This is a genomic window from Agrobacterium sp. DSM 25558, assembly GCF_900100825.1.
GTDB lineage: Bacteria > Pseudomonadota > Alphaproteobacteria > Rhizobiales > Rhizobiaceae > Agrobacterium.
Genome location: NZ_FMUD01000016.1, coordinates 15,457 through 29,253, shown reverse-complemented (window position 1 = coordinate 29,253; position 13,797 = coordinate 15,457). Strand labels below are relative to the sequence as shown.

Here is a 13,797-nt window from a genome sequence, read left to right as displayed (position 1 = left end):
TCGACGGCGGCTAGGGGCAGGCGATGACAAACAGGAATTCTCGCATGTGGATGGACAGACCGGACCGTTATGGATGGGTCAGCCGGTTGCTCCATTGGACCATGGCGTATCTGCTGATCTGGCAGTTTCTCGTCATCGTGACGTGGCGTTTGTTCGGTGATAGGAACTGGGTGACAACGGTGACATCGTTTGGGCCCGGTCATGGCACCGTCGGCCTGGTGGTGATCGGCCTTGTCGTCATCCGTGCCATCTGGGCACTCGTCCATCGCAAGCGTCGACCGGTCCAATCGCAAAGCGTATCCGGTTTCGCGGCTGTTGCCGTGCACGTCAGTTTCTATGTCCTGATGTTTACCATTCCTGGACTGGCTCTGTTGCGTGCCTATGGCAGCGGCAAGGGCTGGGAACCGTGGATCCCGGCAAGTGGGGTGGAGGTGGCGTGGATGATGACACCGGCCAATCTCCTTCACGCTTTGCTGGCCTGGTGTCTGTCGATCCTGATTGCTGGCCATGTCATCATGGCGCTCGTGCACCAGTTGAGGTGGAGGGACCAAACGCTTGGTCGCATGACGGGGAGGCTGGACAAAAGCGGAGCGACTGGTGAGCGACCGCTGAAGCATGCGACACCCAATCCAGCACCGAAGCAGGCACCGAAACAGCGTCGTGGTTGAAAGCTGACGGATCGTAGCGGAAGCCTTTGTTTGATGTGTGTCAACGCTCTATCGGGATTTCTTGCAATTGTTGTTTTGGTTGAACTGTGTAAGGTTCTCCAGTACCACCTTTAAGAGAGTCGTCACGACCACGAGCCATTCAGAACCTGCTGCCATGATGAAGTCTTCCCTCGATCATATCCCGCCCCGCAAGCAACGCGAGCTTGCCCGTGCGCTGGAGATCCTGCACGAGGAGTTCGAGGATGCGCTGGGCGAGGGAACATCCGACTTCAAGAAGCGCGGACGCATTCTCAAAATCATCCTGTTCGGCTCCTATGCCCGAGGGACCTTTGTCGACGAACCGCACACGATGAAGGGCTATCGCTCGGACTTCGATATTCTGGTTATCGTCAACAATCGCAAGCTGACCGACTTTGCCGAATACTGGTACAAGGCAGCCGACCGGCTGATCCGCGACAGCTTTATCGAAACGCCGACCCAGTTCATCGTTCATTCACGCCGTGAGGTGAACACGCAGCTGAAGGAAGGTCATTACTTCTTCTCGGACATCCGCAAGGAAGGTATCGTTCTCTATGAGTTGGACGACGAGCCATTGGCAGAGCCGAAGCCGCTCACTGCGGAAGAGCGGTTGAGGGTGGCGCGAGAGCATTTTCGGGAGCGTTTTGATCTTGCTATGACGTTCCTCAAAGGTTCGAAGTTTTATCAGAGCGAAGGTCACGCGAAAGTTGCCAGTTTTGAGCTTCATCAAGCAATCGAGCAGGCCTATTCCTGCGTTCTGTTGACACTGACTAACTACGGCCCTGCTTCCCACAACATCAAGTTTCTGCGCTCGCTCGCGGAAGAGCAGGACCTTCGTTTAGTGGAGGCGTTTCCGCGCGATCAACATCGGGAACGGGCCTGGTTCAACACAATCAACGAAGCCTATGTAAAGGCTCGGTATTCCAAATATTTCGAGATCAGCGAGGAAGCGCTCGTCTGGCTGGGTGAACGAACAGCTCATCTTCTCGAATTGGTCAAACACGTTTGCGAAGAGCATCTGCTAAAGCTTGAAGAGGATGCGAATGGAAAATCCTATCACGCAGACGGACAGTAATGCTGGTCGAACTGTCTCTCAAAGACAGGCTGCGAGCGGCAAGACGGATTTTGTTTTCGAGCGACGATGATGTCATGGTCTGCAGCTTTTGCGGCCAAAGCAGAAATCACGGCGGAGACATCCGTACCATGCTTGCTTCACGCGCCGCGGCCTGATCAAATCGTGGGTGGACACCCGCTTGCTTAAACACAAGTCCGGGTATATACCCGTGAACCATGTCGAACGATACGTGCCACTGCATCCTGTTGCGCAACGCGACCCGGAAGGTCTCGTCCTATTATGACGAGGCGCTGGCTCCGCTGGGCGTCAATATCGGCCAGTTCAGCCTGCTCAGAAACATCCGTAGGATGGAGCCGGTATCGCTGACCGATCTGGCGCATAAGGTGGAACTTGACCGCTCAACCGTCGGCCGCAATGCCAAGGTTCTGGAACGGTTGGAGTTGATCGCTATCGGACACGGGGAAGACCAGCGCGAGGCAGTGCTGATGATCGCAGAGAAAGGTCGCGAGATACTGAATAAGGGTGCTCCCCTCTGGGATGGCGTGCAGGACGACATAGAGGCCCGCCTCGGGCGCGAGAAGGCGCGGCAACTTCAGGAACTCCTCGCAGAACTCTGATTTTTTGAACCGGATACGGGTTTCCACACGCAAATGCGGGTAGCTACCCTTAATATCACTGTATCACAGCGGCATACGAAGGGATCACCAATGATATCGACAGGCGTTGCCGGCAGGATGGCGGCGAGAAAACTTCATTACGGATGGGTCGTCGCCGCGACCACCTTCCTGACCATGCTGGCAACCGCCGGGGCCATGGGCTCGGCCGGCGTGATGATCCAGCCGCTTCATCAGGAATTCGGCTGGGATATCGCCGACATCTCCACCGCCATGGCCGTGCGCCTTGTCCTGTTCGGGCTGCTCGGACCATTCGCCGCCGCCTTCATGAACCATTTCGGCATCCGTCAGGTCGTCTCAACCGCGCTCGGTATGATCGTGTTCGGCATCGTCGCCTCCTTTTTCATGACTGAAGTCTGGCAGTTGCTGCTGCTCTGGGGTGTCGTCATCGGTGTCGGCACTGGGATGACCGCTCTGGTGCTCGGTGCCACCGTGGCCACCCGCTGGTTTTCGAAACGCCGCGGCCTCGTCATCGGCCTGATGACGGCTAGCAATGCCACGGGCCAGCTGGTGTTCCTACCGCTTCTGGCAGCACTCACTGAAGCATACGGCTGGCGCACGGCGCTGACCATGACGGTTGCCGTGCTGGCCATCGCCTTCACACTCGTGCTGCTGCTGATGCGCGACCACCCCGCCGATGTCGGCCTGCCTGCCTATGGCGAAACCACCATATCCAAGCCGCCAAAGCATGATCATAAGATCCTGACCACGCTCGGATCCCCACTCGTTACCCTGAAGAGCGTTTCTGGAAGTCCGGTCTTCTGGGTCCTTTTCGGTACCTTTTTTATCTGCGGCCTCTCCACCAATGGGCTGATCCAGACGCACTGGATCTCCATCTGCGGCGATTTCGGCATGGCCGCCGTCACCGCCGCTGGCACGCTTGCCGTCATTGGCATCTTCGATTTCGTCGGCACGATCTTTGCCGGCTGGCTCTCAGACCGATACGACAACCGCATCCTGCTTTTCTGGTTTTACGGACTACGTGGCCTGTCGCTGATCTACCTGTCATTCTCCGGCTTCAGCACCATCGAGTTGTCCGTCTTCGCCATCTTCTACGGCCTCGACTGGGTGGCGACAGTCCCGCCGACAGTCAAACTCGCAGCGGAAAACTTCGGACGCGAAAAGGCCGGCCTCATCTTCGGCTGGGTGTTTGCCGGCCACCAGTTCGGTGCGGCGACTGCGGCCTTCGGTGCAGGCTGGTTCAAGAGCGATTACGACACCTACATGCCGGCCCTGCAGATTGCAGGCGTCATGTGCTTGCTCGCCGCTGTCGCCGTCATGCTGCTGAAAAAGCCAGGCGCTGCCGCGATGGCTCCACAGGCCGCCTGATCTGGTTCCGCTGGAAATAGAAGAAGTCCGTGCGGGGCGGGCTTCTTCTTGTCATTCGAACCGGCAGCAGTTCGTTAAGCCGCACGTCGGTTCTGCCAGGTAGTGGGGAGGTTTCGGTAACGACAGGTGGATCGGCCAGCGTTCGCTGGATGACGACAGCCGTAGAAATTACGTGTATCGGTTGTGTGGTGATGCTGTTGGATCACAGAGAAAATCAAAGCGCTAATTTTGGTACTTTTTGTTCCGCCGAGACTTGAAAAGTCGGATGCGTGCGGCATTTTTCAACCATGAGCCTGACGACAGATTTCATTGGTGACCTTGTTCGAGATGCCAATCGCATCGACCGTCTCGATGCGTTTCAAAAGCGTCGGATGTCGGAGCGTGCCGTCGCAACGATCAAGGATTTGCGCGAAGCAGTCGGTATTCCGAACGGCCCCGGCCGTGATATCGTGCTTGATATTCACACGACCGCATTATCCGTTGAGCGAGGATGGCGTGATGACAGCCAGGTTCGAGACACATTTCTTCTCGCTGCTGGCATGATCAGGGACCTGTACATTGTTCTGGATAGTGGGACGACGGTGTCCCTGGTCTGAGATAGTCCGGTTTGTTGCGTTTATGACTCAGACACCAGGTTCCTGTCATCTCATACCTCATCGTCGTCTTGCGCCACCATGCCGGTTCGCATGAAATTCAAGTTGCAGCGACTGAAAACCTACCGGGTGTTGTATTGCCATCCATGTCGGTTCTCGGTCGGACCGACTTCATCCCTGACCGGCGGGAAGGCGTGCCGTTCGGATTTCACCGGGTCTTTGCGCGACTGGTTGCGGCAAACGCGGGATCGGTTGGTGTGGAGGGGCATCCCCAACTGCTTTGCGCCAATTGTGTACGCTTGCGTGAGAGCAACCCACCGACCTTCAGATGCTCAGATTGTCACCCGCGTTTCGTTCCAATTAAGGGGTCGACCATCGGCGGATCGGATAACGAGCCGTGCGATTGGCATACCGGTCTCTTGATCCACCAGTGATGAACGTTCTTCGCCGTCGGCGAACAAGAAATCTTCGCCCCACTGCCGGAGTGCAACGATGACTGGGAACAGCCCGCGTCCCTTTGCGGTAAGGACATATTCCCGGTAGGCAGTTCCATCCGATGCTGGTGCGGTCTCAAAAATTCCGCGGCTTACCAGCTCACGAAGCCGAGTGGTCAATACGCCCCTGCTGATGCCGAGCCCGTTCTGGAACTCACCGAACCGGCGCTTGCCATCGAAAGCATCGCGGATGATCAGGAGCGACCACCAGTCTCCGATTGCATCGAGAGAACGCGCCACCGGACAACCGGAATTCCACAGGCTCACACGTTTCACCATCAGTCACATCCTCCGTCCTTCAGAAACTGGTTCTATTTTAGAACTAGAAGTGCGGTGAGCCAAGTGGTCTGGGAGTGGACCGAAAACACGATAACAAGGGCCGCCAAATGGAAAAGAAAACAAACAATGCTGCGCCAGGAGTGGAGGTGGAGGGATTGTCGGGAGTGCAGACCCTGATCGTTGCCGCCGCAGCCGGTCTGAGCGTCGCGAACATCTACTACGCACAGCCTTTGCTTGACCTGATGGCGCATGATCTTGGAATACCGGCAGCCACTGTCGGCCTCATCGTGATGGTGACGCAGGTCGGTTACTGCTTGGGGTTGATCTTCATCGTCCCGATTGGCGATCTCATCGACCGTCGTAAACTCATCATTGCTCAGGGATTGTTGTTGGGGATCGCTCTCGTGACTGTCGGGACGGCAGGAACGAGCGCGATGTTGCTGGCAGGCATGGGTGCGGTCGGCTTGTCGGCTGTTCTCGTACAGACACTTGTTGCTCAGGCAGCGGCTTTAGCCACTACTGCCCAGCGGGGTAGGGTCGTCGGCATGGTTACCAGCGGAATCGTAACAGGCATTCTTGCCGCTCGATCATTTTCAGGAGCGATTGCAGATATCGGCGGATGGCGGGCGGTGTATTTGATCTCTGCTTTTATTGCACTTGTGATGGTCATCGTTCTCATGTCGATGCTGCCGCGCCAATATGCGAAACAGAACATGGAGACGTATACCCATGCTTTACTCTCTATTCCAACGATGTTTCTCCGGGAGGGGAGCTTGCTGTATCGAGGCGTGCTTGCACTTTTGATCTTTGCTGCCTTCAGCACCTTCTGGACTGCGCTTGTCCTTCCGCTCAGCGCCCCACCATTTTCCTATTCACATACGAGGATAGGCCTGTTTGGACTGGTTGGACTGGCGGGAGCGATTGCCGCTACATGCGCTGGAAGAGTTGCGGACAGGGGGCACGGTCGATGGACAACAGGGTTTTCTCTGGCGATCCTGCTGTCATCCTGGGGACTTATCGCTCTCCTTCCGGTTTCGATGATGCTGCTGCTTGTAGGCGTCGTCTTGATGGACCTGGCGGTACAGGCAGTCCACGTCACTAATCTCAGCGCCATCGTGGCTTTCAACCCGCAAAAAAGCGGCCGGTTGATCGGAGGCTACATGGTCTTTTACTCGGTTGGCAGCGCCGTCGGCGCTATTGCCGCCACGACGATCTACTCAAGGTTCGGCTGGATGGGGATTTCTCTCGTCGGGGCCGCGTTCAGTGCAATTGCGCTGGCATTATGGATCAAAAGCGAGATATCGGAGAGGACCAATTAAGCACCACGCTTCATCCAGTACAATCGTCAATGACGGGTTTGGGCCATAAGAAGCGATGCGGTTCTGACTGGTTCGTGCTACTGGCGTCCGCGTGTTGACAGTAGCACCGATCCTCGGGAACAGCATCCGGGGTCTACATTAGGAAAGATGAAGCGTTGGCCCGCAAGAATAGAGATGAGTTGGCTTCATGGGACGAGCCTAAGCCAGAGCCCGTGTTCTGTCAGATGTGCGAGCGCGTCATCCCGGATGATCAGAGGGACGAGCATCATCTCGTTCCCAAGAGTAAGGGTGGAAAGAAAACCGTCTGCCTGCACCGTATCTGTCACGACCAGATACATTCGATCTTCACCGATGCCCAACTCGCCAAGAAGTTTTCCACGATCGAGGCCATCTTGGAAGATCCTGCGGTGCAGACATTTGTCAACTGGGTCAGGAACAAGCCTTCGGGTTTTTCAGATACTGCAAAGGAATCACGGCAGTCATTCCGTCGAGGCCGCTAACTCTAACAGGCGAGTTTCTCGGTTAAAAGCGAATGCGGCCATGGGGGCAACGCGTTTAAAAAAAACGGATATTGACATTTACAACAGGTGCTTTTGATGTCGAGGTTCGCCTATGAAAGCGCCGGGTGTTGTCGCGGTCACCTGCCTGAACGCACAGGAAAACGCGGCGGTGCTTGAGAAGCCTGCGTCGCTCGCCACTTCGGCGATTGCCTTGCCCAGGGCAAGCTGCTCCATGGCTTTTACGATCCGCGCCCGTTGCCTCCAGGCTTTGAGCGTCATTCCGGTCTCCATCGGAAACAGACGGCTTGCTGTCCGAACCGAGGTTGCGGCTCGCGATGCCAACTCGTTCAAATCCATGCGATTGCGATGATCGCCAAGAGCGATCTCAGCTACCCGCTTTGCGACAGCGTTGCTGGGGATTGGAAGGTAGGTGGGTGCATCTGACACTGCGCTCAATTCAAGGAGTATCAGCCTCACGACAAGTTCTGCTTTAACCGACGACGCATCGTCTTCGACGGCCGCGGCAAGCAGTGACTGGAGTAACGGTGTGACCTTGGATGCGAAGGCGCGATCCGGGAAATTTGGAGGAGCCCAGGTTGCGATTGCAGTTGGTTGCCACTGCACCATCCAAAGCTCGGCATCCGTTATGATATCCAGGCGATGGGGAACATCTGCCGGAATCCATGCCGCAAGCTGAGGAGGCACGAGCCAGACACCTTCGTCTGTATGAAGCTGGATCATACCAGACGCAGCATAGGTGAGTTGCGCTTCATCATGACTATGTAACGGCAGGGCTGAACCGCTTGGTTTGATCATGCGATGGACATTGAAAGGTGGGTGCATCTGGAATGGCCTGTCTGCGATGCCGATTGGCATCACATCGAGAAACTACGCCTTTATTAGAGATTAGGTCAATATTCAGGAGACGTGAAGATGAGAGCCGCTATTATCCGGGAGTACGGGTCCAATGATGTGGTGGAGATCGCTGAGGTCGATCGGCCCCAGCCAGGGGTTGGTGAGGTCTTGGTGAAGGTTCACGCGGCAGGCGTGAACCCGATTGACTGGAAAATTCGTGGGGGCATGGGCCAGCGCATGGGAATGACCCTGCCGATCCACCTCGGAAGCGAATTTGTCGGCACGATTGAAAAGCTTGGTGTTGGCGTCGACAACTTCCAGCAGGGTGATACCATCTTCGGTATGGTACACACCGGTGCCTTTGCAGACTATGCGGTTGCCAAAGCAATCAATGTCGTGCGTACGCCTGGTAATATCGACGTCATTCATGCAGCGGCCCTCCCACTTGCAGGCTCCACTGCGTGGCAGGCGCTTTTCGATGAAGCAGGACTTTCCGCCGGACAACGTCTTCTCATCACAAACAGTTCGGGCGGGGTCGGTTCTCTTGCCGTTCAGTTCGCCAAGGCCTGCGGGGCGCATGTCACAGCGGTAGCGTCGGGTCGCAACGAAGACTTCGTTCGTGCTCTCGGTGCCGACGAGTTCATCGACTATACAACCCGACCCTTTGAAGACGCGGCACGCGAGGTCGATATCGTCCTCGACACAATGGGAGGAGAGACATTTCAACGGGCTTTCGAGACACTCAGGAAGGGCGGTTTCATGGTTACGGTCGTAGCCTTCCCCAACGACGAAGCAGAGCGCTATGGGGTCAGCGTAAAGCGATCGTTCACCGTTCCGAACGCGCGTAATCTGGTCTCGATCGCTGAACTGGTCGAGGCTGGCAAAGTGGTAGCACACGTCGATACGGTTCTGCCGTTGGCAGAGATCAGGCAGGCACTTACGCTATCTCAGGCTGGTCGCGCCCGTGGCAAGATCGTTCTCACCCCAGCAGATTAGCTCCACCCATTCTTCAGGCCTTTCCTTACCCTGATCACGGTTTGTGGCAAAATAGACGGCGAACGGCGGTGCAACGGCTGGGTGGCTCTCAAGCAATCACAATTCAACCTGCTTGAGATGCTTTCAGATAGATTTATCGAACACTTCTGCCTCAGTTTGAGAAGTGAAAGTGAATGTGATCCGTTCACTGTCATCGTTCTGGCGAATGCCAACTGCAGTCACAATCAAGCGAGCAATCTCATCCTGTGCATCACTGCCTGATCGCGACGAGTTCACCGTTTTCTCGATGGCTTGTGCGAAGACTTCGCTGATGACACCAAGACGCATATTGTGTCTCATGATGATATCCCGGTCCTCGATGATCGCCGTCTGTTCGGCTTTCGTGATTCCGGCATTGTCCATTGCCGTTATCGTAGCGTTTGTCGCGAGCCTGATCGGACCCTCGTTAAGCCAGCGATCCACCATCTGATGGAACTGGCGCATACGCGCAGCGGGAATTATTTTCTCTACGGTGAAAGACATCTGCGTTCCTTTGTCGGCTTCCATGCGTGCTTTACACACCCCCAAAGAAAAGGGACAGGCTATCGCAACATTAAAAATTTGATCGAGCAAGGTGTATGGAGGCGGGCGACAAGGCCCTGAATATTGAAGGGGCACATATATCCGGTAAATATTGGCATAGAGTTGCACTGAGGCATCGGCCTCCGAAATCTCTCGTTGACAGTGTTCGTCGCGCCGTAACAGGCGCGTTCAGTTCCTTGATAGTGGTGGTCTCCCGCTCGAGCACGGCAGCAATGCTTTTAATATCAAATGCGTTCTGCAAATTCAGACGGTGTTTGGACGTGTCTTCTCTCGCTAGCGTGTCGTCAAAAGCTCCGCTAAGTCGTAAGTGTTAAAATGCAAGGGGCAGCTATGGGCGATGTCGACAGAAAGCATGCGGAACGATTGATGCAGAAGGCTGGGTTAGATGCACTCGCTCTGTTTCAACCCGAGGCCTTTCGATACGTGATCGGCGCATCAGCCGGTGTGGCGACGATGTGGGGCAGGGCTGGGGCTGCCGTCGCACTCTTGCCAGCCGATGCATCTGCCCGTCTGGGAGCTGTTGTCAGCGACCATGCAGCGGGTAATATCCTTGAGAAGGTACCCGCTGTTGATCTTCGCATTCACCGTATCTGGATCGACACGGTCGATATGGCTGGTGCCGGAGCCGTTTCCGATATCGATGCCCTTTATAATGGCAGCGGTGCAACAGGACCAAGGCCGGAGACTTTCGACCGTGTAGCAAGTTTCAATCTGCTCTTTGATCTGTTGAAGGAGCGTAACCTTGCTGGCGGCAGAATCGGTGTCGATCTCGAATTCATGCCAGCCGCTGACTTTGAAGCGTTGAAGCGGGCAGTGCCGAAAGTTCAGTGGGTGGATGGTTCAGAGGTTTTGCGTCGACTGCGAGCCGTCAAGACGCCAGTCGAAATCGAACGATTGCGCAATGCTGCAATTGCTTCGGAGGGCGGCCTTGCACGCATGGTTGAGAACATCCGCCCAGGCGCTTCGTTATCCAAACTCTCCGCAGAGTGGAAGATCGGCGCGCAAGACGCAGCAACAGCAAACGGGTTTGCTTTAAGCGGACACTGGGATTTCATTTCGGTTGGTCCAAACTTGTCGGATATGTCGGCCGTAGTCGCACCGGGCGTCCTGATCAAGGCCGACGTCGGCACACTGGTCGATGGATATTCGTCTGACAGCGCGCGGACCTTCTCATACGGTCCAATATCCTGGCTGGCTCAGGACATCTTCAAAGCGCTGGAAGCAGCATTTGCCGCAGGCCTAGAAGAGATCAAGCCAGGCAACAACTTCGGCGCTGTCCATCAAGCCATGCTGTCTTCCATGCACCGTGACGGTTTTGGCGAATATTATCGCGGTCATTTCGGTCACTCCGTTGGTGGGAGCGTCGGGATAGAAGAGTGGCCGTTCTTTTCTGCAGGAAATCCGGAAGTCATCGAGCCCAATATGGTTGTGGCGCTCGAAGCCCCTTTTTATGGACAGAATTTTGGAGCGCTTATGATTGAGGACCAATTTCTTGTTACCTCAACAGGATTGGATTGCATGAACAGCATGCCACGTGGATTGCGGAACGTCGCGGGTGACACGCAGAACCATTCGTAACGAACTCAAAAAAAACACCGGACCTACAGTCGACCAAACTTTTTCACCGTCCAGTATCAGCCTGTCAGCAATCCTCATTTGGTGCCACTCGTCCTGATATATATAATATATAAAAAAGCGAGTTTCGGAAAAACAATTGCAAAGGTTTGAAAATTCTATCCACCCGCGGGGCGTCGCCGGAGAAAATCCTTCAGGCCATCGATGCGCTTCTAGCCGCAGATCTCGATTTCATAAACGGGCGCTGGCGCGGTTTTGAAATTCTCACCGGTCATGGGCTAGATGGGCTTCAGCGCGGACGCCGCTCGGTAATCTAGTCCCGGATCTGGTACCTGTGCTAACTCTTCAATGAAGCGGCGAAGCGTCCGCGGGTCTCCCAGGCGCAACTGCGTGGATTGAGACATGGACGCGTAAGAGGCTCATCCATGTCGATTTAATTACATTTGCTCAGGACCGATAAATATTGGTGGGATTTCTATAAGCGGTCCCGTCGTCGTGCCTTTGTCTATAACGTTGAAGACGGCATCCAACATCCCTTGAACATCTTGCCGAACCATCTCGATTTCATCCCCCAGCAAGGCGGCAAAGGGGTCCCAGTCGAAACAGCCGATGATCGGTGTGCGGTCCTTGTAGTACCCTGATCGCTTGATCCAGCGCATAACGCCTTCCAGTGAAATCGTTGAGTTCACGAACATACCAACAGGTAGCGGATCACCGGAGCGTGCAAGTGCCTGAAGGGAACTCTCGGCCTTCTCCGGGGCGTAACCGGATGCAAGAATATGAGTGTCGTCGACTGGAATGCCGATATCGTGGTGAGCCGCGCGAAAACCGCGAACGCGCTCAGTGGTATTGTGATCACTGCCGCGACCGCCGATGAAGAGGAGGGGTTGGGCTGAGCCCAGCTTGCGTTTGCTATTGGCGAGAATTCGCCGGGTCAGTTCGTATGCTCCACCGAAGTTGTCGGAAATGATCGATGGTGCCTTGCTGCCGGGAAGGTCGAGATTGACACTCCGCGCGCCTGCCTGATTGCAAAGATCGCTGATGCGGTCGGGGTCAGTTGCTCCCGTCGAGACCAGCCATTCGACTTGATACGACAAAAGGGTTTGGGCCGCTTCGATCTCAAGCGCAGGATCGCGCCGTGTGCAGGTGATGATTGGAAACAGGCCGCGCTCTCGCGCCATCGTCTCAAACGTTTCAACAATGGATCCAAAATAGCGATTGTCGTATTTTGGCACGATCATGCCGATGATATGCGACTTCTCTCGACGCAGCAGGCTGGCCTGCATGTTCACCGCATAGCCCTGTTCCTTCGCGATCTGCGTGATCTTCTCGGCCAGACTGCTGCTGATCCTGCGTTTCTTCCAGGTACCATTGAGCACAGCGCTGACTGCACTGGCGGACGTCTGCGCAAGTGTGGCCAAATCGTAGATTGTGGTCTTTTTCGTCGGTTTGTCCTGATTCACACATTCCTCCACTTCCAAACATAGCCTTGACATCAATCCGGTAAAGGAGCAATCTGCTTCATCGATTGAGCAAAGCTGCGCAATCGATGTTATTGGTTGACTGTGGAGGGTCGGCCGGGAGGCATCCGAGTTGGTTTCCAGTTTATTTTTGCGCCGGGATACACCCCGACAGCAATTGATCGACAGTTCTGCTGCTTGCGGCAGAAACGGAAGAAGCTTGGAGAAACCGGAACGCGTCTCTCGGTAACAATTTTGAATTCAAGAGGAGGAGACTATGAGACTTCGTTCAATGATGTTGGTGTCAGCTGCTGCTGGTGCAATGTTTGCGGGATCGGCTTCCGCGCAGGAGGCGGCTACCGTCGCGTTCCTAATGCCCGATCAGGCTTCGACACGATATGAAAACCACGACTATCCGGGCTTCAAAGCCGAAATGGCAAAGCTCTGCGCAAAGTGCACGCTGATCTATCAGAATGCCAATGGCGATGCAGCACTTCAGCAGCAGCAGTTTAACTCCGTGATCGCCCAGGGCGCGAAGGTGATTGTGCTCGACCCCGTCGATTCCGCAGCCGCCGCGGCCCTCGTCGAAATCGCTCAGTCCCAGGAGGTCAAGGTGATTGCCTATGACCGTCCCATCCCTGCAAAGCCAGCTGACTACTATGTTTCGTTCGACAATCAGGGGATAGGCCAAGCAATTGCCAAGTCTCTCGTCGCGCATCTAAAGGCGAGCGGTGTTCCCGCTGGGGCAGGCGTTCTCCAGATCAACGGTTCACCCACGGATGCGGCCGCTGGCCTGATCCGCGATGGCGTGCATCTCGGCCTGAAGGATTCGGGCTACAAAACGCTGGCCGAATTCGACACGCCCGAATGGGCTCCGCCTAAAGCTCAGGAATGGGCTGCGGGCCAGATCACCCGCTTCGGTGCCGACATCAAGGGCGTGGTTGCAGCCAATGACGGCACGGGCGGCGGCGCGATTGCCGCCTTCAAGGCCGCTGGCGTCAATCCGGTTCCGCCTGTGACAGGTAATGACGCGACCATCGCGGCGTTGCAACTGGTCATTTCCGGTGACCAATACAACACGATCTCCAAGCCTTCGGAAATCGTTGCGGCTGCAGCGGCCAAAGTGGCGGTCCAGTTCCTGAAAGGCGAGAAGCCTGAGGCCAAGACCTCTCTTTACGATACACCCTCCGAGCTATTCGTCCCCGCTGTTGTCACGGCGGAAAACATAAAGGCGGAAATCTTCGACAAGAAGATTCAGACCGTCCAGGAAGTTTGCACCGGCGAATACGCCGCTGGCTGCAAGAAGCTTGGCATCACGCAGTAATCGTCCTCAGTTGCCCGATCGGACATCCTTGTCCGGTCGGACATGTCAGCGAACCA

Annotated in this window: 15 protein-coding genes; 11 read left to right on the top strand and 4 right to left on the bottom strand. The window is 55.6% G+C overall.

The annotated features are described in order from the left end of the window. Positions 1-44: 44 nt before the first annotated feature. From DSM25558_RS14745 to DSM25558_RS14725, 5 genes are all read left to right on the top strand, one after another. Positions 45-668 carry a cytochrome b gene (locus tag DSM25558_RS14745; protein WP_077105500.1) on the top strand — a complete coding sequence of 208 codons (624 nt, stop codon included), beginning with the start codon at positions 45-47 and terminating at the stop codon, positions 666-668. Between the two features lie 154 nt (positions 669-822). Next, positions 823-1,761, top strand: a complete 939-nt coding sequence (locus DSM25558_RS14740) for a nucleotidyltransferase and HEPN domain-containing protein (protein ID WP_077105499.1) — start codon at positions 823-825, stop codon at positions 1,759-1,761. A 215-nt stretch (positions 1,762-1,976) separates the two neighbouring features. After that, a complete protein-coding gene (locus DSM25558_RS14735; protein WP_077105498.1) occupies positions 1,977-2,378 on the top strand; it encodes a MarR family winged helix-turn-helix transcriptional regulator in 402 nt (133 codons plus the stop codon). Between the two features lie 90 nt (positions 2,379-2,468). Next, positions 2,469-3,764: an MFS transporter gene (locus DSM25558_RS14730; protein WP_077105497.1), complete on the top strand. Its 1,296-nt coding sequence runs from the start codon at positions 2,469-2,471 to the stop codon at positions 3,762-3,764. 287 nt (positions 3,765-4,051) lie between these two features. After that, on the top strand, positions 4,052-4,360 hold the full coding sequence (locus DSM25558_RS14725) for a hypothetical protein (RefSeq protein ID WP_077105496.1): 309 nt from the start codon (positions 4,052-4,054) through the stop codon (positions 4,358-4,360). Positions 4,361-4,689: 329 nt separating this feature from the next. On the opposite strand, the gene DSM25558_RS14720 is transcribed toward DSM25558_RS14725, so the two are convergent. Further along, entirely contained in the window at positions 4,690-5,130 is a 441-nt protein-coding gene (locus DSM25558_RS14720) for a winged helix-turn-helix transcriptional regulator (protein WP_077105495.1), read from the bottom strand. A 107-nt stretch (positions 5,131-5,237) separates the two neighbouring features. Here DSM25558_RS14720 and DSM25558_RS14715 point away from each other — a divergent pair, with 107 nt between their 5' ends. Further along, entirely contained in the window at positions 5,238-6,449 is a 1,212-nt protein-coding gene (locus tag DSM25558_RS14715) for an MFS transporter (protein ID WP_077105494.1), read from the top strand. A gap of 155 nt (positions 6,450-6,604) precedes the next feature. Then, positions 6,605-6,949, top strand: coding sequence for an HNH endonuclease (locus DSM25558_RS14710; protein WP_083716467.1), 345 nt, complete (start codon positions 6,605-6,607; stop codon positions 6,947-6,949). 78 nt (positions 6,950-7,027) lie between these two features. Here DSM25558_RS14710 and DSM25558_RS14705 read toward each other — a convergent pair whose 3' ends face one another. After that, entirely contained in the window at positions 7,028-7,792 is a 765-nt protein-coding gene (locus tag DSM25558_RS14705) for an AraC family transcriptional regulator (protein WP_077105569.1), read from the bottom strand. A gap of 90 nt (positions 7,793-7,882) precedes the next feature. Here DSM25558_RS14705 and DSM25558_RS14700 point away from each other — a divergent pair, with 90 nt between their 5' ends. Beyond that, entirely contained in the window at positions 7,883-8,800 is a 918-nt protein-coding gene (locus tag DSM25558_RS14700; protein ID WP_077105493.1) for an NADP-dependent oxidoreductase, read from the top strand. A gap of 123 nt (positions 8,801-8,923) precedes the next feature. Here DSM25558_RS14700 and DSM25558_RS14695 read toward each other — a convergent pair whose 3' ends face one another. Next, the gene (locus tag DSM25558_RS14695) at positions 8,924-9,490 is read right to left on the bottom strand and encodes a hypothetical protein (RefSeq protein WP_244554206.1); all 567 of its coding nucleotides are present in this window, start codon (positions 9,488-9,490) and stop codon (positions 8,924-8,926) included. A 222-nt stretch (positions 9,491-9,712) separates the two neighbouring features. On the opposite strand from DSM25558_RS14695, the gene DSM25558_RS14690 reads away from it, so the two are divergent. Both DSM25558_RS14690 and DSM25558_RS29790 read left to right on the top strand, forming a co-directional pair. Beyond that, a complete protein-coding gene (locus tag DSM25558_RS14690) occupies positions 9,713-10,960 on the top strand; it encodes a M24 family metallopeptidase (protein ID WP_077105491.1) in 1,248 nt (415 codons plus the stop codon). A gap of 146 nt (positions 10,961-11,106) precedes the next feature. Then, positions 11,107-11,274, top strand: coding sequence for a GXWXG domain-containing protein (locus DSM25558_RS29790; protein WP_143239591.1), 168 nt, complete (start codon positions 11,107-11,109; stop codon positions 11,272-11,274). A 120-nt stretch (positions 11,275-11,394) separates the two neighbouring features. Here DSM25558_RS29790 and DSM25558_RS14680 read toward each other — a convergent pair whose 3' ends face one another. Further along, positions 11,395-12,420, bottom strand: a complete 1,026-nt coding sequence (locus DSM25558_RS14680; protein ID WP_077105490.1) for a LacI family DNA-binding transcriptional regulator — start codon at positions 12,418-12,420, stop codon at positions 11,395-11,397. A gap of 292 nt (positions 12,421-12,712) precedes the next feature. Between DSM25558_RS14680 and DSM25558_RS14675 the strand changes: the two genes are divergently transcribed. Continuing rightward, positions 12,713-13,741, top strand: a complete 1,029-nt coding sequence (locus tag DSM25558_RS14675; protein WP_371480036.1) for an ABC transporter substrate-binding protein — start codon at positions 12,713-12,715, stop codon at positions 13,739-13,741. Positions 13,742-13,797: the final 56 nt, after the last annotated feature.

Bases quoted from the DNA above. Each gene is read 5' to 3' on its own strand.
- DSM25558_RS14690 (WP_077105491.1), top strand. From the start codon at position 9,713: ATGGGCGATGTCGACAGAAAGCATGCGGAACGATTGATGCAGAAGGCT.
- DSM25558_RS14715 (WP_077105494.1), top strand. From the start codon at position 5,238: ATGGAAAAGAAAACAAACAATGCTGCGCCAGGAGTGGAGGTGGAGGGA.
- DSM25558_RS14740 (WP_077105499.1), top strand. From the start codon at position 823: ATGATGAAGTCTTCCCTCGATCATATCCCGCCCCGCAAGCAACGCGAG.
- DSM25558_RS14700 (WP_077105493.1), top strand. From the start codon at position 7,883: ATGAGAGCCGCTATTATCCGGGAGTACGGGTCCAATGATGTGGTGGAG.
- DSM25558_RS14735 (WP_077105498.1), top strand. From the start codon at position 1,977: ATGTCGAACGATACGTGCCACTGCATCCTGTTGCGCAACGCGACCCGG.
- DSM25558_RS14730 (WP_077105497.1), top strand. From the start codon at position 2,469: ATGATATCGACAGGCGTTGCCGGCAGGATGGCGGCGAGAAAACTTCAT.
- DSM25558_RS14745 (WP_077105500.1), top strand. From the start codon at position 45: ATGTGGATGGACAGACCGGACCGTTATGGATGGGTCAGCCGGTTGCTC.
- DSM25558_RS14675 (WP_371480036.1), top strand. From the start codon at position 12,713: ATGTTGGTGTCAGCTGCTGCTGGTGCAATGTTTGCGGGATCGGCTTCC.
- DSM25558_RS14725 (WP_077105496.1), top strand. From the start codon at position 4,052: ATGAGCCTGACGACAGATTTCATTGGTGACCTTGTTCGAGATGCCAAT.
- DSM25558_RS14720 (WP_077105495.1), bottom strand. From the start codon at position 5,130: ATGGTGAAACGTGTGAGCCTGTGGAATTCCGGTTGTCCGGTGGCGCGT.
- DSM25558_RS14705 (WP_077105569.1), bottom strand. From the start codon at position 7,792: ATGCACCCACCTTTCAATGTCCATCGCATGATCAAACCAAGCGGTTCA.